Annotated in this window: 17 protein-coding genes; 7 read left to right on the forward strand and 10 right to left on the reverse strand. The window is 62.7% G+C overall.

Translation table 11 applies throughout. The features are described 5' to 3' along the window. Positions 1-4: 4 nt before the first annotated feature. Positions 5-1,762, reverse strand: coding sequence for a PHA/PHB synthase family protein (locus tag ACTIFE_RS16345; protein WP_439530231.1), 1,758 nt, complete (start codon positions 1,760-1,762; stop codon positions 5-7). 363 nt (positions 1,763-2,125) lie between these two features. On the opposite strand from ACTIFE_RS16345, the gene ACTIFE_RS16350 reads away from it, so the two are divergent. Beyond that, complete coding sequence (locus ACTIFE_RS16350) at positions 2,126-2,875, forward strand: phasin family protein (protein ID WP_439530232.1); 750 nt, start codon at positions 2,126-2,128, stop codon at positions 2,873-2,875. A 94-nt stretch (positions 2,876-2,969) separates the two neighbouring features. Here the strand turns inward: ACTIFE_RS16350 and ACTIFE_RS16355 are convergent, their stop codons facing one another. From ACTIFE_RS16355 to ACTIFE_RS16370, 4 genes are all read right to left on the reverse strand, one after another. Next, positions 2,970-3,521 carry a DUF1178 family protein gene (locus ACTIFE_RS16355; protein ID WP_439530233.1) on the reverse strand — a complete coding sequence of 184 codons (552 nt, stop codon included), beginning with the start codon at positions 3,519-3,521 and terminating at the stop codon, positions 2,970-2,972. A gap of 12 nt (positions 3,522-3,533) precedes the next feature. After that, positions 3,534-4,364 carry a carbon-nitrogen hydrolase family protein gene (locus tag ACTIFE_RS16360; RefSeq protein WP_439530234.1) on the reverse strand — a complete coding sequence of 277 codons (831 nt, stop codon included), beginning with the start codon at positions 4,362-4,364 and terminating at the stop codon, positions 3,534-3,536. Between the two features lie 8 nt (positions 4,365-4,372). Next, positions 4,373-4,630: a glutaredoxin 3 gene (gene grxC / locus ACTIFE_RS16365; protein ID WP_439530235.1), complete on the reverse strand. Its 258-nt coding sequence runs from the start codon at positions 4,628-4,630 to the stop codon at positions 4,373-4,375. A gap of 132 nt (positions 4,631-4,762) precedes the next feature. Beyond that, entirely contained in the window at positions 4,763-5,539 is a 777-nt protein-coding gene (locus ACTIFE_RS16370; RefSeq protein ID WP_439530236.1) for a ComF family protein, read from the reverse strand. Between the two features lie 170 nt (positions 5,540-5,709). On the opposite strand from ACTIFE_RS16370, the gene ACTIFE_RS16375 reads away from it, so the two are divergent. Beyond that, the gene (locus ACTIFE_RS16375; protein ID WP_439530237.1) at positions 5,710-6,600 is read left to right on the forward strand and encodes a methyltransferase domain-containing protein; all 891 of its coding nucleotides are present in this window, start codon (positions 5,710-5,712) and stop codon (positions 6,598-6,600) included. Between the two features lie 30 nt (positions 6,601-6,630). Here the strand turns inward: ACTIFE_RS16375 and ACTIFE_RS16380 are convergent, their stop codons facing one another. From ACTIFE_RS16380 to ACTIFE_RS16395, 4 genes are all read right to left on the reverse strand, one after another. After that, positions 6,631-6,843 (reverse strand): Flp family type IVb pilin, encoded by a 213-nt coding sequence (locus tag ACTIFE_RS16380; RefSeq protein WP_439530238.1) that lies wholly within the window; start codon positions 6,841-6,843, stop codon positions 6,631-6,633. A 43-nt stretch (positions 6,844-6,886) separates the two neighbouring features. After that, complete coding sequence (locus ACTIFE_RS16385) at positions 6,887-7,291, reverse strand: (deoxy)nucleoside triphosphate pyrophosphohydrolase (protein ID WP_439530239.1); 405 nt, start codon at positions 7,289-7,291, stop codon at positions 6,887-6,889. A 78-nt stretch (positions 7,292-7,369) separates the two neighbouring features. Then, positions 7,370-8,611, reverse strand: coding sequence for a bifunctional glutamate N-acetyltransferase/amino-acid acetyltransferase ArgJ (gene argJ / locus ACTIFE_RS16390; RefSeq protein WP_439530240.1), 1,242 nt, complete (start codon positions 8,609-8,611; stop codon positions 7,370-7,372). Positions 8,612-8,833: 222 nt separating this feature from the next. Continuing rightward, positions 8,834-9,697 carry a peptidylprolyl isomerase gene (locus ACTIFE_RS16395; protein WP_439530241.1) on the reverse strand — a complete coding sequence of 288 codons (864 nt, stop codon included), beginning with the start codon at positions 9,695-9,697 and terminating at the stop codon, positions 8,834-8,836. Positions 9,698-9,973: 276 nt separating this feature from the next. Here ACTIFE_RS16395 and secA point away from each other — a divergent pair, with 276 nt between their 5' ends. The 5 genes from secA to ACTIFE_RS16420 all read left to right on the forward strand — a co-directional run bounded on the left by secA (position 9,974) and on the right by ACTIFE_RS16420 (position 17,149). Then, positions 9,974-12,775 carry a preprotein translocase subunit SecA gene (gene secA / locus ACTIFE_RS16400; protein WP_439530242.1) on the forward strand — a complete coding sequence of 934 codons (2,802 nt, stop codon included), beginning with the start codon at positions 9,974-9,976 and terminating at the stop codon, positions 12,773-12,775. Positions 12,776-12,862: 87 nt separating this feature from the next. Further along, positions 12,863-13,909, forward strand: a complete 1,047-nt coding sequence (locus ACTIFE_RS16405) for a glycosyltransferase family 2 protein (RefSeq protein WP_439530243.1) — start codon at positions 12,863-12,865, stop codon at positions 13,907-13,909. Then, positions 13,906-14,340 carry a GtrA family protein gene (locus ACTIFE_RS16410; RefSeq protein WP_439530244.1) on the forward strand — a complete coding sequence of 145 codons (435 nt, stop codon included), beginning with the start codon at positions 13,906-13,908 and terminating at the stop codon, positions 14,338-14,340. Before ACTIFE_RS16405 ends, ACTIFE_RS16410 begins: the two co-directional genes overlap by 4 nt. Continuing rightward, a complete protein-coding gene (locus ACTIFE_RS16415; protein WP_439530245.1) occupies positions 14,337-15,854 on the forward strand; it encodes a glycosyltransferase family 39 protein in 1,518 nt (505 codons plus the stop codon). The genes ACTIFE_RS16410 and ACTIFE_RS16415 overlap by 4 nt, the downstream gene beginning before the upstream one ends. Positions 15,855-15,946: 92 nt before the next feature. Continuing rightward, positions 15,947-17,149: an adenylate/guanylate cyclase domain-containing protein gene (locus ACTIFE_RS16420; protein WP_439530246.1), complete on the forward strand. Its 1,203-nt coding sequence runs from the start codon at positions 15,947-15,949 to the stop codon at positions 17,147-17,149. A gap of 75 nt (positions 17,150-17,224) precedes the next feature. Here ACTIFE_RS16420 and ACTIFE_RS16425 read toward each other — a convergent pair whose 3' ends face one another. Then, positions 17,225-17,842 carry a L,D-transpeptidase gene (locus ACTIFE_RS16425; protein WP_439530247.1) on the reverse strand — a complete coding sequence of 206 codons (618 nt, stop codon included), beginning with the start codon at positions 17,840-17,842 and terminating at the stop codon, positions 17,225-17,227. Positions 17,843-17,874: the final 32 nt, after the last annotated feature.

Below are 17,874 nucleotides of genomic sequence, written 5' to 3' on the forward strand. Positions count from 1 at the left end.
TAACCTAAGGCATCAGGACATAGGTTCCTGGTGCCGGACACAGTGGCTCAAGCCCGGCCTCCGGTTTGCCCATGGGCGGCCATGCTCCAGGCGCCCCTGACCGCTCGGCAAGCCACGCGCTCCAGGCCTCCCACCAGGACCCGTCGCGCAAGTCAGCCGCAGCGACCCAGCCTTCCGGATCGAGGTGCCCGTTATGTGCCGGGCTCGTCAGGATGCGATAGTGCCGGTTTTTGTGGCCAGGCTCGCTGACAATCCCCGCGTTGTGTCCGCCCGTGGTCAGGACGAACGTAACGGGACTGTCAGCCAGGTGCCGGATCTTGAAGACGGAGCGCCAGGGCGCAACGTGGTCCTGTTCGGTCCCGACAGCAAACACCGGTGCCGTGATATCCTCGATGGAAACAGCCCTGCCCTCGACCCGGTATCGGCCCTCGGCAAAGTCATTGCGCAAGAACAGCTGGCGCAGATACTCCGAATGCATCCGGTAGGGCATCCGGGTGCCATCCGCATTCCAGGCCATCAGGTCAAACATCGGCGCCCGCTCGCCGAGCATATACTCCCGCACGATACGGGACCAGATCAGGTCCTTGGACCGTAGAAGCTGGAAGGCCCCGGACATCTGCGCCGTGTCGAGATAGCCCTGTTCCCACATCAGGTCCTCGAGGAACGAGACCTCGCTCTCGTCGATGAACAGCGTCAGTTCCCCGGCTTCGGTGAAGTCGGTCTGCGCCGCGAACAGCGACAGGCTGGCGATGCTGTCGTCCCCATGATGGAAAAGCCCGGCCGCCGTGATCGACAGAAGCGTTCCGCCGAGACAATAGCCGGCGGCATGGACCTTCGGAGAACCGGTGATCTCCTTTGCGGCCGCAAGCGCGGCCTCGATGCCGAGCTTGCGGTAATCATCCATACCGAGGTCCCGGTCCTCGGCGGAAGGATTGCGCCAGGAAATCATGAAGACGGTAAAGCCCTGTCCGACAAGATAGCGGACAAGGGAGTTTTCCGGTGACAGGTCCAGGATATAGTATTTCATGATCCAGGCCGGGACGATCAGCACCGGCTCGGGATGAACATTCGGCGTGGTCGGAGCATACTGGATAAGCTCGATCAACCGGTTACGGTAGACGACCTTTCCCGGCGTGACCGCCACCGCTTCCCCTGGCAGAAAACTCTCCCGCCCGGCCGGCATCTGTTTGCTGCCAAGCCGTTCCAGATCTTCAAGCAGATGGCTCCAACCACGGGCAAGGTTCATGCCGCCCTCATCGAGCGTCTTGCGCAAGACCTCGGGGTTGGTCAGCGGGAAGTTGGACGGGGCCGCCAGATCGAGCAACTGCCGCGTCACGAAATCGACAATGCGCTCATGATGCGGCGACACCCCCCGCACCCCGGTCATCGCCTGGCTCCACCATTGCTGCGTCAGCAGAAAGGACTGGGCATAGAGATTGAACGGCCAGGTTTGCCAGCCCTCATGGTGGAAGCGGTGATCCTGCGGCATCGGCTCGATGCAGCCATCCGGGCTGCCGCCGGCCACGGCACAGGTCATCGCAAAGCGGGACAGACGTGAGGCCTTGCGAACCGCATTCTGCATCAGGCTTGCCTGCTTGCCGGGCAGCACCGCCAGATGCATCAGCCAATCGGCATAAGCTTCCACCAGCGCTCCGGGCGACACACCTCCCGTCAGCCGTGCAAGGAAGGCCCGGCTTGCCCGGTCCATCAGTTCTGCCGTACCCGACTGCGTGTCGTCGTCATCCAGCGGCAACCCGGCCATCAGCGCCTTGCTGAAGCTTACGGAGGGGCCGAAGGCAGGAGCGAAGGCTGAAGGCAGCAATGACGGGTGGAGGAGTTGAGCGGTGTGTGATTTCTGATCCGGCATAGATCGCTCCTTGGGGGAATCGCAATTTCTGATTGCAACATGCGGCCTGTAGCGCCAGTATTTTGCAGCGCATCAGACACCGCAATGAGCCAGATCAATCACGACAGCCTGCCGTAGCGCTATACTGCGCTGCAGAATGGCTTATCATCAAAATGACGCGTTGCGCGTGTATGGCTGCGCGGGTTTTGACAGCGGATTTGCCTGGGGTACCGGCCAGCCGGCCATCCTCGCGCCGGCATCCTGTGATGGGAGGAAGACATGTCGCAGCATGACAGCACGCAGCATCAGGACAAGCAGTCAGACGGCAAGCTGCACGACAGCAGCCAACCGGAAGCGCCGGCAGGTGTGTCGGTGATGGACCAGGTGCTGTCGCCGGCATGGCTGACCCAGACCCCGAGCAACTGGAGCTGGGCAGAACGCAGCGACAAGATCGAAGCTCAGGCTTTCCGCAGCATGGAAGACGCCCGTCGCCGGCTGACCGCCAACGCCGAGAAGGCGGTGGCGAGCCATGTCGATTTTGTCGCCCATCGGCTCAACGCAGACATGGAGTGCTTCCGCCAGCTGACAGCTTGCCGTCTGCCGGATGAAACGATGAAAACGCTCCAGGGCTTTCTGCGCTCCATGTGGCAGGACTACGAAAGCCAGGCACAGCGGTCCTTCGCCCTGCTGCAGGAGACCCTGACCGAGACCGTCGCCAGCGCTGAGGAACTGACAGAAACCGCCATCGAGACGGTGGTTGCGCTGGAAAGCGCCGTTGAGGAAGAAGTCTCCATGGCCAAAGCTGACGACGTGGTACCAGCAACAATCGCGACCGAGGCCGAAGAAACCTATACCCGGCCGGCGCCCGAACAGGCTGCAGTTCCGGACGTGGCTCCGGACGTTACTCCGGCCAAGGCAGCCGCGACAAGCGCAGCGGTCAAAGCCGAAAGCTCTGCGGCCCGGCCACGCAAACCCGCCGCGTCAAAGACCACGCGCAAGCCAACCCGGCCGGCGACGCCAGAAGCCTGATCTTGAGCCTGAACCAGAGACTGGCCGAATACATGAAACGCCGCAGCCAAGGCTGCGGCGTTTCATGTTTCAAGGAGCAATAGCGGCCTGCGTATCAGTTCCGTTCATCCGGAAGCACCGGCAAGGCCAGGATATTGATGCCCTCTTCAATCAGGGCCTGCGCATCATCAGGATTGGTCTCGCCATAGATGTTGCGATGATCAGCCTCGCCATAATGCATCTTGCGGGCCTCTTCGGCAAAGGACGCACCGACGTAATCCGCGTTTGCCGTCATCAGTTCCCTGAGTTCACGCAGCTTGCCGACCAATTCGGCATGTCGCGCATCAGAGGGGATCAATGCCGCATTCGATGCATCCGAAGTTGGCGTCAGCGCCGGGGCCGGTGCGGCGGACGGGACAGCCGCCTGGCTGGTCGACTTCGCCTCCGTCTCTCCGGCAGCAGCAGCCAGACGCGCGGCCTCTTGCCGCTCGGCCCGCTTTTCCGCCGTCGCCACGGCAGGTGCCATCAATGCCTTGCTAACGAGGGGCGAACCGCAAACCGGACAGGACACCAGTCCTTTCGAACTCTGCAAGTCATAATCACCGGAATTGCGGAACCAGGCCTCAAACCCGTGGGCATTGTCACAAACGAGCGAATATCGGATCACGAACAGACCCCCTCAGGCGCCAACAAGCGCAAAGTCGCGCTCATTGGCAATTGCAGGAATACGCTGGCGGGCTTTGAGCGATTCCGCCGGATCGACAGTCGCAAGAACAATACCTGGCTCATCATGATCCAGTTCGGCGATCACATCGCCCCAGGGTCCAATGATCAGACTGTGGCCATAGGTCTCGCGGCCGTCTTCATGCGTGCCGCCCTGCGCCGCCGAGACGACATAGGCACCGTTCTCGATTGCCCGCGCGCGCTGCAGCACATGCCAGTGCGCCGCGCCGGTCTGCCGCGTGAACGCAGCCGGCATCGTAAGCATCGCCGCCCCGGATCGCGCCTGGCTGCGGAAGATCGCCGGGAAGCGGACATCATAGCACACGGCCATGCCCATCTTCAGCCAGGGAAGCGCCGCAACAATGCTTTCCTCGCCGGGGCGATAGGTCGCGGACTCGCGCCAGCTCTCACCATTCGGCAGGTCGACATCAAACATATGGATCTTGTCATAGCGCGCCAGGATCGCACCATCAGGCCCGATCAGGAACGCCCGGTTCGCGACCTGACCGTCGGCCAGGTGGATCGCCAGGGAACCGGCATGAAGATGAATGCCAAGTTCGGCTGCCAACTGCCGAAACCGCGCCAGCATCGGGTCATCCGCTTCCAGCGTGATCTTTTGCATCAGATCCGCGCGGCTGCGTTCCAGGATGTTGGACATTTCCGGCGTCTGCACATATTGCGCGCCAGCAGAAGCGGCCTGACGGATCAGGTCCTCCGCCTGCGCGATGTTGTCAGCAACGGATCGGGAAGAGCGCATCTGCACGCAGGCGGCGGTAAAGCTGGTCATGGTCATCCTCAGGCAGCGAGCAACGGGTCAAGCTTGCCGGACCGCTCCAGCTCATGCAGATCGTCGCAGCCGCCAACATGCTGGCCGCCGATGAAAATCTGCGGGAATGTCGTGCGTCCATGCGCCTTGCCGATCATTTCGGCGCGCAAGGTCGGGCTGAACGTTGCGTCATGCTCGGTGTAACGGACGCCCTTGCTGTCGAGTAGCCGTTTGGCCGCAACACAATAGCCGCAGCCCTGCCGAATGTAGATGATCACGTCAACCACGTCGAAACTCCTGCTGGTGTTCCCGCCCAGTCCCTGGCCGATCATCACCCATAAGCGACCCGCTTATATTGTCCCTGCACAGTCTGGCACAAGAGCCAGACCAACGCCTGGCCTTTCCCAGTGCTGTAAAGCCTAGAGATCATTGGTTACCGGATCGGCAATGGCAAAGGTCAGCACATCGACCCGCTTGGCCCCCGCTGCCCGCAGCACTCGGGTACAGGCTGCAAGGGTCGATCCGGTTGTCAGGACATCATCGACAAGTATGACGTTGCGGCCATGGATCTTGTCACGGCCGGCTGGCGATACGCGAAACGCGCCGCGGACATTCACCTGCCGCTGCTTGGCTGTGAGCCCTACCTGCTGGCGCGTGCGCCGGGTGCGCTCCAGGGCACAAGGCTCGACCGCCACCCCGCTCACGCGGCTGACAGCTTCCGCCAGCAGCGCCGCCTGGTTGAACCGCCGCTGCCAAAGGCGCAGGCGATGCAACGGAACAGGGACAAGCAGGCTACCTTGTTCCAACAAATCCCGACCATTTCGCGCCATCAACTGCCCCATCAAGCCGGCGACATCCCGGCGGGCACCGAACTTCAATCTAAGCACCAGATCCCGCGCCGCGCCCTTGTAAAGTGTCGCCGCCCGCGCCCGGTCATAGACCGGCGGATCGGCGATGGCCCGGGCACTCAGCGCCCCTTCGCCCAGGTCATGTGAGAACGGTGTTCCGAGCCGGTCACACCACGGAGCTTCAATGAAAGGCATCGCAGTCCAGCATGCCGGACAAAGACTGTGATCGGCAGCGATGACCGCATCACAGACCGGGCATCGCGGCGGCAGGAGACCGTCAAAGGCAGCCCGGGCGAGACTGCCCAGGCCACGTGCGACCTTGAGGCAGGACGAAACCACCACACCCATCTGACTGCTCCACCGCAACAGCGCCCGGCAACAGTAGCGCAAGTCACCGACGCCGCGAAGGCCCACCAGGTTTGAGGATCGACTGAGCAGATGTTTTGACCTTCGAAGGGCAGACGGCATATAGGGAGGCGAGGGACGAAACCCCGTTCGTCAGGAAAGTCAGCCGGATCATGGCCCAGATGGATTTGTTCGACCGCCAGCTGTTCGCCCGCCGCCGCAAGCGGGCGTTGATCGAGCGGACAACCGGCGCGGATTTCCTGCTCGCGGCCGTCGTGGAAGAACTGGCGGACAGGCTGCAGGCCGTGACGCGGCAGTTTGACATTGCCGTGGATCTGGGCGGACACACCGGGCGCCTCTGCGCTGCCCTCGCTGCAGGCGGGCGCGCGACTTCGGTCCTGCGCGGAGATTTGTTTTTCGCTGACCCGGACCTGTCCCCGCCGGATTTTGTCTGTGATGACGCCCTGCTGCCGCTGAAAGACGCATCTGTCGGCCTGATTGCGTCGGCCTTGTCGCTGCATCTCGTCAATGACCTGCCCGGTGCGCTGATCCAGATCCGCCGGGCGCTGCAGCCCGACGGCTTGTTCGTGGCTGCCGTTTTGGGCGGAGACACCTTGAGCGAGTTGCGCGACTGCCTGATGCGGGCGGAACTTGAACTGACGGGTGGGGCCGGCCCACGCGTAGCCCCCTTTGCCGACACCCGTGATCTCGGCGCCCTGCTGCAACGGGCCGGCTTTGCCTTGCCAGTAACCGACACGGACAAGCTGACCGTGCGCTACGACAGCCTGTTTGGCCTGATGCGCGACCTCAAGGCGATGGGAGCAACCTCTGTCCTCACCGAACGCAGCCGCAAACCCCTGTCAAAGGCGGTGTTCCTGAAGGCGGCGGAGCTTTATGCGACAAACCACGCTGACGCGGACGGTCGGATCCGCGCCACGTTCCAGGTGATCTATCTGTCGGGATGGGCACCGCATGAAAGCCAGCAGAAACCGCTGAAGCCGGGATCGGCAAAAATGCGCCTGGCAGACGCCCTGGATCCGGGGCGCCCTGAGCCAGACGTCTGAGCCGCGAGGCCGGGCGAGGCGAAATGCAGACTACTCGCTTTTGCGCAGAGCACCGGAAATGATGGTGAAATCCGCGTTCATTTCGTCGCCGATTGCCAGCAAGGTTCCAGCGATTGCAGCCGAAATCAAGGCGACAAGCAGGCCATATTCGACCACGGTTGCCCCGCGGTCATCGGCCGCAAAACGACGCAATAGGGATCCGGCACCCGCCAGAAAGGACCGATGAGAAACGGTCGGGTTCATGCCAAGCTCCCCCGGCCAGTCCTTGGCCGTTCAGTCGCGAGTTTCAGGCGCCGACCAGCCCGATCAGATGGGGGATCAGCGGTTCGTCGGCTGGGGGCATTGGATAGTCCCGCAGCTTTCCAGCGCGGACCCATTTCAGCGCCTGGCCTTCCAGAGGCTGCGGCGTGCCTTCCCAGCGACGACAGACATAGAGTGGCATCAGGAGATGAAAATCTTCGTAAGCGTGGCTGGCGAAGGTCAAAGGGGCGAGGCACGCTTCCTTAACGCTGATCCCCAGTTCTTCGGACAGTTCACGGATCAAACTCTCCTCCGGACGCTCACCCGGATCGAGCTTGCCACCCGGAAATTCCCACAAACCAGCGAGATTTTTACCCTCCGGCCGTTGCGCGATCAGGATCCGTCCATCAACATCAACAAGAGCACAGGCAACGACCAGAACAATACGCATGGCGGGGTGTTCCAATTCTGGACAATCCCGGACGTCTTTATTGCCAGACGTCCGGATTAATTTTGACAGTGACCAGGATCAGCTCCGGTAGTCGCCATTGATCTCGACATAGGCCTTGGTCAGATCACAAGTCCACACGCGGGACGTGCCTTCACCAAGACCAAGATTGACCCGGATGACGATGTCCTGCTGCTTCATCACCGCAGATGCAGCCGCTTCCGAGTAGCCCGGATCCCGTTCGCCCTCGACCGCCACTCGCACATCACCGAACCAGATCGCAAGACGGTCACGATCTGCCGGCTCGCCCGCCTTGCCGACAGCCATCACCACACGACCCCAGTTGGCGTCTTCGCCGGCGATCGCCGTCTTCACCAGCGGCGAGTTCGCAATCGACAGCGCAATGCGCTTGGCGGAGACATCGCTGGTGGCACCCTCGACGCGGACTTCGACGAACTTGCGCGCACCTTCTCCGTCCCGGACGATATGCTGCGCCAGTTCGAGCATGACGTCACCAAGCGCCACACGGAAACCGGCCAGGCGCGGATCTTCGATGTCGCTGATCATCGGAGCCCCCCGCGACGCTGCCTTGCCAGTTGCAAACAGCAGCGCGGTGTCGGAGGTCGACGTATCACTGTCAACCGTAATGGCGTTGAAGCTGCCCCCGACCGCTTCGGAAACCAGCGCCTGCAGCACGGAAGCGGCAATCGGCGCATCCGTGAAGAGGAAAGACAGCATGGTCGCCATGTCCGGTGCGATCATGCCCGCGCCCTTGGCAATGCCATTGAGCGTCACGGCCACACCGCCAAGGTCCACGGTGCGGGTAGAAACCTTCGGGAACGTGTCCGTGGTCATGATCGCCTTGGCCGTCTCCAGCCAGGAGCCGGTTGCGGCCTGCGAGACAAGACCATCAATCACGCCAGCAAATTTCTCCGCCGGCAGCGGCTCGCCGATCACGCCGGTCGAGGCGAGGTAAATCTCCGGGGCAGCACAACCGACCGCCTTGCTGACGATTTCTGCCGACAGCTCGACCGCCGCCTTGCCCTTCTTGCCTGTGAAGGCATTGGCATTGCCGGAGTTCACCAGCAGCGCACGTGCCTTGCCATGTGCAAGGTTCGCCCGGCACCAGTCGACCGGGGCAGACGGGCACAGGGACCGGGTGAACACGCCGGCGACTTCGGTGCCCTCGTCCATGAGCACGAGCAGCACATCCGTGCGCCCCTTGTACTTGATCCCGGCGGCAGCCGTCGCAAAGCGGACGCCCTCGATCACCGGCATGTCAGGATAGGACTTGGGCGCAAGCGGGGAAATCTCGGTGGACATGAAGGCCTCGTCAACAGGGAGGAAAGTGCCGCAGACTTGCCTGACAGCTGCGCCCCGCGCAACCGGATTTGCAAGCCCGGACGCGGCTGCGCACAGGCATTGGCTGCCGGCCCCGGCGTGGATAGTGGCAGGGCCGAACCAGCCAGACATGGCGGTTCGGCCCCAGCCCCCCGCACCCACCCCGGCCCCGAAGCCAGATGCCGGGGCCGGGGCCAGGCAATCTTACTGCTGCGCCGGCTTTGCCGGATCGGCAGCAGGCACCTCAGGCTGAATGATCTCCACCTTGTGGGTGGCTTTCAGCTCCGTCATGAGGGCCGTGTAGCGGTCCCGCATCAGCTTGTTGCGCAGGCCGTCCTGCACGTCCTCGAAGGCCGGGGCCGGCTGGATCCGCTTCTCGTCCAGCTTCAGCACATGCCAGCCGAACTGCGACTGCACCGGCTCCTTGGTGTAGGCGCCCGGCTCGAGGGCAAAAGCAGCCGCTTCGAACTCCGGCACCATGCGGCCCTTGCCGAAGAAACCGAGATCGCCACCAGCCGCAGCCGATCCGTCGCTGGAATTGGCCTTGGCCAGTTCGGCAAAGTCCGCCCCGCCATCGAGCTCCTTGATCAGTTTCTCGGCGTCTTCCTTGCTCGCCACCAGGATGTGACGCGCGCGAACTTCTTCCTCGCCCTTGAAGTTGGCGAGTTCAGCATCGTAGGCAGCTTTCAGTTCAGCTTCGGTAATGCCAGCTTCCAGCTTCTGCGAGACATAGGCGTTGCGCAGCGCCTGGGTGGTCAGGAACCTGACCTGGCGCTGGAAGTCCTCGTCCTTTTGCAGGCCTTCCTTTTCAGCTTCCTTGGCCAGAAGCGTCATGTCGACGAGAACGTCAGTCAGGATCGCACGCCACTGGGCCGGCGGGAATCGCTGCAGTTCCTGACCGAGGTCTCGGGCAGCAAAAGCGATATCAGCTTCGGTGATGACAGTGTCACCCACCTTGGCGACAACATCGCCCGGCTCCTGGGCAGTAAGGGACGCTGCGGAAAGCGTCAGCGCGGTTGCTGCGATCAGGGCAGTGCGCAACGGCCGGCGCAGGATGGAACGGAACATGAGGTGTCCTTGTGTATGAACTCTTATGCCTGCCTCCCCGTGAAGAGAAGCGGACGGCGGTGCAAACTTGCGCAAACCGGCGGCGTTGACAAGCATTCGACCCCCTCTTATCTGTCGGACGGCGCGTCAGTCCCCTGGCGCGAAGCCTGCGATCCTGACCTGCCGTTGCTCTCAAGCAGGCAAGCCGGGCAAACCTGGATCGCAATTGAGATTTTTTTGAGGGCCGCGCCGGACTGATCCGTTCGCCCGCCGCCCGCCATCTGGAAGGACCGCCACATGGCAGGCCTCGGTGCACTGGCACGTAAGATTTTTGGTTCTTCAAACGATCGCAAGATCAAGTCCATGAAGTCCAAAGTAGCCGCCATCAACGCTCTCGAAAGCGAGATGATGGCGCTTTCCGACGAGGCGCTGCGCGCCCGTACCCAGATGTTCCGCGAACAGCTCGCGACAGGCACCCCGCTTGAGGATCTGCTTGTTCCGGCCTTTGCGACGGTGCGCGAAGGCGCGCGCCGCGCCCTGGGACAGCGCCATTACGACGTCCAGCTGATCGGCGGAATGGTTCTGAATGCCGGCGAAATCGCTGAAATGCGCACCGGTGAAGGCAAGACTCTCGTCGCCACCGCGCCGGTCTATCTCAATGCGCTGTCCGGCAAGGGCGTGCATGTCATCACGGTGAACGACTATCTCGCCCAGCGTGACGCCATGTGGATGGGCAAGGTCTATCGCTTCCTCGGCCTGACCGTCGGCGTGATCGTGCATGGCCTGTCGGACGAGGAACGCCGCGCGGCCTATGCTGCCGACATCACCTACGGCACCAACAACGAGTTCGGCTTCGACTACCTTCGCGACAACATGAAGTATGAGCGCGCGTCGATGGTCCAGCGTGGCCATCACTATGCGATTGTCGATGAAGTGGACTCCATCCTCATCGACGAGGCACGCACGCCGCTGATCATCTCGGGCCCGCTCGAGGACCGTTCGGAGTTCTACAACACCATCGATGCCTTCATCCCGATGCTCGACGAGGGCGACTACGAGCTGGATGAAAAGCAGCGCAGCACCTCCTTTACCGAGGCAGGTAACGTCAAGCTGGAGGCCCTGCTGAGCGAGGCAGGACTGCTTCGCTCGGATTCGCTCTACGACGTCGAGAACGTCTCGGTCGTGCATCACCTGCAGCAGGCGCTGAAGGCGCACAAACTGTTCCAGCGCGACCGCGACTACATCGTCCGCGGCGGTGAAGTGGTGATCATCGATGAATTCACCGGCCGCATGATGCCTGGCCGGCGTTACTCGGAAGGCCTGCACCAGGCGCTCGAGGCCAAGGAAAAGGCCCGCATCCAGCCGGAAAACCAGACCCTCGCCTCCATCACCTTCCAGAATTACTTCCGCATGTACGAAAAGCTGGCCGGCATGACCGGAACGGCCTCGACCGAGGCGGATGAATTCCTCGATATCTATGGCCTCGCCGTCGTCGAGATCCCGACCAACAACCCGGTCAAGCGCATCGACGACGACGACGAGGTCTATCGCACCGTCGACGAAAAATTCGGCGCCATCGTCGAACTGATTGACGATTGCAAGTCACGCGGACAGCCGATCCTTGTCGGCACCACCTCCATCGAAAAGTCGGAGTTCCTGGCCGAACGGCTGAAGAAGCATGGCTATCGCCAGGTCGATGTGAACGACCCGAACGCCTTCGTGCCGCTGTTCGATGCCGTGGACGGCACCGCGAAGGACAAGATCTTCGCCGTGCTGAACGCGCGCTACCACGAGCAGGAGGCTTTCATCATTTCGCAGGCCGGTCTGCCGGGCGCCGTGACCATCGCCACCAACATGGCCGGCCGCGGCACCGACATCCAGCTTGGCGGCAATGCCGAAATGCGCATCGAGCGCGAGCTGGCCGACATGCCGGAAGGCGAAGAGCGGACCAGCCGCGAAGCGGCGATCCGCGCCGATGTGGAAATGCTGAAGCAGAAGTCGCTGGCGGCCGGCGGCCTCTACGTGATCGGCACCGAGCGCCACGAAAGCCGGCGCATCGACAACCAGCTGCGCGGCCGTTCCGGCCGTCAGGGCGACCCGGGCCATTCCAAGTTCTTCCTGTCGCTGCAGGACGACCTGATGCGCATCTTCGGCTCCGACCGCATGGATTCGATGCTGCAGAAGCTTGGGCTGAAGGACGGCGAGGCGATCATCCATCCGTGGATCAACAAGGCGCTCGCCAAGGCACAGCAAAAGGTCGAGGCGCGCAACTTCGACATCCGCAAGAACCTCCTCAAGTTCGACAACGTGATGAACGACCAGCGCAAGGTGGTGTTCGAGCAGCGCGTCGAACTGATGGACGGCAGCGATCTCAACCAGACCGTCACCGACATGCGGCACGACGTGATCGAGGATCTTGTCTCGCGTCATATCCCTGAGCGCGCCTATCCCGAACAGTGGGATACGGCCGGCCTCCAGGAAGAGGTCCGCACCATCCTTGCCCTCGACCTGCCGGTCATGGACTGGGCCAAGGAAGAGGGAATTGCCGAGGACGAGGTGAAGGAACGCCTGCGCAAGGCGGCCGACGAGATCATGGAAAGCAAGATCGCCCGCTATACGCCGGAGATCATGTCCCAGGTCGAGAAGGCGATCCTGCTGCAGACGCTGGACAATCTCTGGCGCGAGCACCTTGCAAACCTCGACCACCTGCGCTCCGTCGTCGGGTTCCGCGGCTATGCCCAGCGCGATCCGCTGCAGGAATACAAGACCGAGGCTTTCTCGCTGTTCGAGACCATGCTGGCGCAGTTGCGTCAGGTGACGACGTCACAGCTGATGCGCGTCGAACTCGTCACCCAGCAGATGCCGGAAATGCCGCACGAGCCGAGCGAGATGCACCCGCATCACATCAATCCGCTCACCGGCGAAGACGAGGAAGCTCCGGTTCGTCCGCGAGCCTCGGCAGGAACCGGAGGCTTTGCCGCCACGGGCGTTGCCCGCGATCCGAACGATCCCTCGACCTGGGGACAGGTCGGCCGCAACGAGACCTGCCCCTGCGGCTCCGGCAAAAAGTACAAGCACTGCCACGGCGCATTCGTCTGAAGACGGCAATACACGCGGCGCTGCCGGACGCATTCAGGCCCCGGCAGCAGCCCCGGCAGCAGCCAAGAGACAGCAGGGGGAGCCCGCATGATCGACTTCCAGAGCCCACCGCCGGGCCAGTCGATCTACACCGAACGCAGGGCCGCCAGCCGTCCTGCCGTTCCGCTGTTGTCCATCGTCGTGCCCGTCTTCAACGAGGCCGAGGTTCTCGATATTTTCCTGGAGGACACCGAAGCGGCCCTGGCCGGGCTGCGGGTCAAGGCCGAGTATGTCTTCATCGATGATGGCAGCACCGATGCAACGGCGCGGATCATCAGCCGGCACCTGGCTGCCGGCCTGCCGGGGCGGCTGATCGGCCTGTCGCGGAACTTCGGCAAGGAGGCCGCCCTCTCCGCCGGCCTGGAACACGCCCATGGCGATATCGTCGCCATTCTCGATGCAGACCTGCAGGATCCTCCCGGACTTATCCCGCAAATGGTCGATCTTTGGCGCAGCGGCTTTGACGTCGTCTATGGCTTGCGGGTCGACAGATCCCAGGAAACCCTCGCCAAGCGCGGCACGGCGCATCTGTTCTACAAGGTCTTTGACCGGCTGACGCAGATCAGCATGCCGGCCAACGCGGGTGACTTCCGGTTGATTGACCGGAGCGTCGTCGACGCCCTCAAGCGCCTGCCGGAACGCAGTCGCTTCATGAAGGGCCTGTTTGCCTGGGTAGGCTACTCCTCGACCTACATTGCCTATGAGCGGCCCTTGCGCCGGGCCGGCGAAGGCAAGTGGAACTACTGGCGGCTGTGGAACTTCGCGCTCGACGGCCTGACGAGTTTCAGCACCGTGCCGCTGCGGATCTGGCTGTATGGCGGCGGAACCATCGCAACCCTTGCCATCGCCTATGCGGTGTTTCTGATCCTGCGCGTGCTGATCTACGGCATTGATGTTCCAGGCTACGCCTCGTTGATGGTCAGCGTCCTGTTCTTCTCCGGTCTCCAACTGCTTTCGATCGGGATCGTCGGCGAATATGTCGGGCGCCTGTTCATCGAGACCAAGCAGCGGCCGGTGTTTCTGGTGCAGGATGTCATCGACTACGCGGCGGCGAAAGACGAGCCCACACTGCCCACAGACAGATCTGCCGCATGACACCGCCGGCTCACAGCCACCGGCTGGTCCGGGAAATCGGCACCATTGCCCGCTTCGGCGCGGTCGGCATCGCGGCTGCCTGTGTACATGCCTCCGTTGCCATCGCCCTCGTCGAATATGGTGCAGTTCCCGCCATGGCGGCAAATATCTGCGGCTTCCTCGTTGCCTTTCTGGTGTCCTTCTTCGGCCACCATCACTGGAGCTTCCAGTCGGACCAGAGCACAGGTTCGGCCACGCGCATGCGTCGGTTCTTCGTGCTGGCCGCCTCCGGTTTCGTCCTCAACAACGGCGCCCTGGCTGCCTGGCTGCAACTGACCCCATGGTCCGATACAATCGGTATCGTCGTGGCGATCTTCGTGGTGCCGCCGCTCACCTTCCTCGGTGCCCGGTTCTGGGCATTTGCCGCAAAGACGGATCCCGATCCACGATGACCGAACGCCTGGTCGCTTCCGCCAGCCGCACGGCGGCGCTGTATGTTGCAATCTTCAGCCTGCTCTGGGCGTTGCTGCCAACGCTGCTGTTCCCCAACCCGCCGCTGGATGTCGTCGAAGGCTTTGCCTGGGGCCGCGATCTTGCCCTCGGCTACACGAAGCACCCGCCGCTGCAGGCATGGTTGCTGGAGGCAAGCTTCCATCTCACCGGCGGGCATGCTTTCGGCGCCTATTGGCTCAGCCAGATCTGCTTTGTCCTCGCCTACTTCTTCATCTGGAACCTGGCCCGGGACGTGGGACTGTCCCGTCCGCAAAGCCTGTGGGCCCTGGTGGCCACAAGCTGCTCGTTCTACTTCACTCTGCCAGCGCCTGAGTTCAATCCCAACATCCTGCAGATCCCGGTCTGGGCCGGCATGCTGCTGTTCTTCCACCGGGCCCTGCGACAGGGTGCAACTCGCGACTGGCTGATGCTCGGCCTCCTGGCGGCAGCGGGGCTCTATGCCAAATATTTCGCAGCGCTTCTGATCGGCAGCATCGGGCTCTATGCGCTCGTCTTCAGCGATGCCCGCCGCTGCCTGAAAACCCCCGGCCCCTATGTCGCCATGACCACGGGTGCCCTCCTGTTCATCCCGCATATCTATTGGCTGATCGAGACACAGTGGCTGACCTTTACCTACGCGGCCAACCGCAGCATGCCGGCTGAAACGTGGCTTGATCACCTGCTCTATCCCGTCAACTTCCTGGCTGGCCAGATCGGCAGTCTCGCCCCGGTCCTTCTGGTGCTGGCAGCTGGCCTTGGCCTGTCCGGGTTGCGGGCGCTTCTAAGAGCTATGCCAAATCTCGCCGCTGTGCCCGGCACACAGTCAGACCTGCGCTTTCTGCTCTGGTTCACCCTGGTTCCATTGGCTGTGGTCCTGCTTGTCTCCGGCGTCACAGGACGCGAGTTCAAGCAGATGTGGGGGGCATCGATGTTCACCCTCATCGGCATTGTCCTGGTGCAGTTGGTGGCACACAGGACAGCCGTCTGGTCCCTGCGACGGGCCCTCGGCGCTGCTGTTGTCATCCAGCTCCTGTTTCTGGGCGGGGTCGCCGGACAGGCCCTTGTGGAGCCGATGTTCAAGTCGAAGCCGACGCGGATCCATTTCCCCGGTGACGCACTGGCCCGCGTCATCACGGATGCCTGGCGGCAGGTAGCGGACCAGCCACTGGCCTATGTGGCTGGTGACATGTGGCCAGCCGCGCATGTCACCCTGTTCTCGCCCGATCGCCCGTCTCTGTTCACGGACCACACGGCAGCGATCGCGCCCTGGATCGACACGCAGGATGTTCAGAGGCGCGGAGTGCTGGTGCTCTGGACCGGCGACAGCGACACCCCCACCGGCACGCTTGCGGACATTTACCCGAACCGGATCCGTGATGGCTTCGCAGATGTTCCCTATGCAGCCCCGGCGAACTGGCCGCCGCTGCGGGTCAACTGGATCATTGTCCCGCCGGGCCAGGTGCCTGGATTGTGAGACGGACGCGCCGACTGGCTTGACGGGCCGCCCTTTGACTTTTCAGGCGCCTGTGGCAAGGCTGCAGGATCGCGCCGGGCGGAGAGCCAGACATGCAGACCAATGAGCAAATCGAGGCCATCGAAGACTGGCTGATCACCGTTGCACTCAGGAATTCGAGTGTTGCGGGCATCCTCGATGGGCTTTGCCAACGGCTGCGTGCCATCGACGTGCCAGTTGAACGGGCATTGCTGGCCTGGAACACCCTGCATCCGCTGATCGAGGCAGAGAGCATTTTCTGGCAGCATCTGGCGCCCGTTGCGCATGAGAGCTTCCACCATGAAGAGGAAGAGTCCGATGAATGGCTGCAAAGCCCGATGCGGTGGCTCTGGAAAAGCGGCGAACGGCAACTCAGGCTGCGGTTGGATGGCGCCGAGACCGATGCAAGGTTCCCGCTGCTGCGTGAACTGAAAGGGATGGGCTTCACCGACTACCTGGCTGTCATGACCGCGTTCGAGTTGCCGGCCCTCGAAGAGAACCACGGCAACACCGGCGTGCTGGTGAGTTGGGCCACTCGCGCGCCCGGCGGCTTCACCGAAGTCCATGTTTCCGCCATCGAGTATCTGCAGAAACGTCTGGCGCTGGCCGTTCGCGCGACTGTCCAGGCCCAGATCACCCGGACAGTGGCGGAGACCTATCTTGGACGCTGGGCAGGAACGCAGGTCCTGAACGGCCAGATTCGCCACGGCGACGGGCAGAGCATCGAAGCCGTGATCTTCTATTCCGACATGCGCGAATCGACGGCCCATGCAGAAGCCCTGGGGCCGGATCTCTATCTCAAGTTGCTCAATCGCTATTTCGAGGCAACAGCCGGCGCCGTGGAAGCAGAAGGCGGCGAGATCCTCGACTTCATCGGCGATGCCGTCCTTGGTATTTTCCCGATCGCTGCTGACGGACTGCCGGCGGCCGCTGCCCGCGCCGTCGCCGCAGCACAAAACAGCGTGTCCCGGCTTCAACTCTTGGGTCTGGGCGACCTGGCGACCGGCATGCCGCCGATGCAGGCTGGCATTGCCCTTTCGGTTGGCCGTGTCATGTTTGGCAATATCGGCATCGCCAACCGTTTGACCTTCTCGGTCATCGGCCAGACCGTGCACGCGGCAGCGCGCATGGAAGCGCTGACCAAGCAGCTGCATCAGGCCGTGCTGCTGACGGAAGACGTTGCCCGGGCCGCAAAAGCTGATGCGGACCCGGTAGGCGAGTTTCTTCTGGCCGGCTTCCGTGAGCCCCGGCCACTCTTCGCCCTGCGGCTTGCATGATCCGCAGGCGCTTCATGGAAGAGCGCTGAGTGCCAGGAAAAGCTGCAAGGTCTCCTGGAACGCAGCGGCCGGACGTTAGCGGATCACGACCTTCGCGCCGACGGGCACCTGGCTGTAAAGATGCTCGACATCTTCGTTCCACATCCGGAAGCAGCCGGACGAGACTGCCTGGCCGATGCTCCAGTCTTCGTTGGTGCCATGAATGCGGTAAATGGTGCTGCCCAGATAAAGCGCCCGCGCACCCATCGGGTTTTTCGGCCCGCCCGGCATGAACGCGGGCAACTTGCGGCCGTTCTTGCGTTCGCGGACAATCATTTCCGGCGGCGGCGTCCAGCCCGGCCATTCGGCCTTGCGCGTCACCTTCTGCTCTCCGCGCCAGGTGAAGCCGTCGCGGCCGACGCCAATCCCGTAGCGCATCGCCGTGCCGTCACCAAGCACGTGATAGAGAAAGCGGTCCTCGGTATCGACGATGATCGTTCCGGGAGCTTCCGAGCCGTTGAAGTCAACGACCTTCCGCTTGAACTTGCGCCGGGCGATCTTGCCGGCGACATCCGGCGTCATTTTCAGTTCGACCCACTGTTTGGTCACCGGGTCATAGAACTTGTTGTCCGCAAAGGCCTGTGCCGGCGATACCGGCGGCAGGGCAAGACCCAGGCAAAGGGCAAGAAGTGAAAGACGATATCGCAGCCGCATTGAACCCGCTCACAAAAGATTTGTCCCGAAAT

Source organism: Pannonibacter sp., assembly GCF_051860505.1.
In the GTDB taxonomy this organism is placed as follows: domain Bacteria; phylum Pseudomonadota; class Alphaproteobacteria; order Rhizobiales; family Stappiaceae; genus Pannonibacter.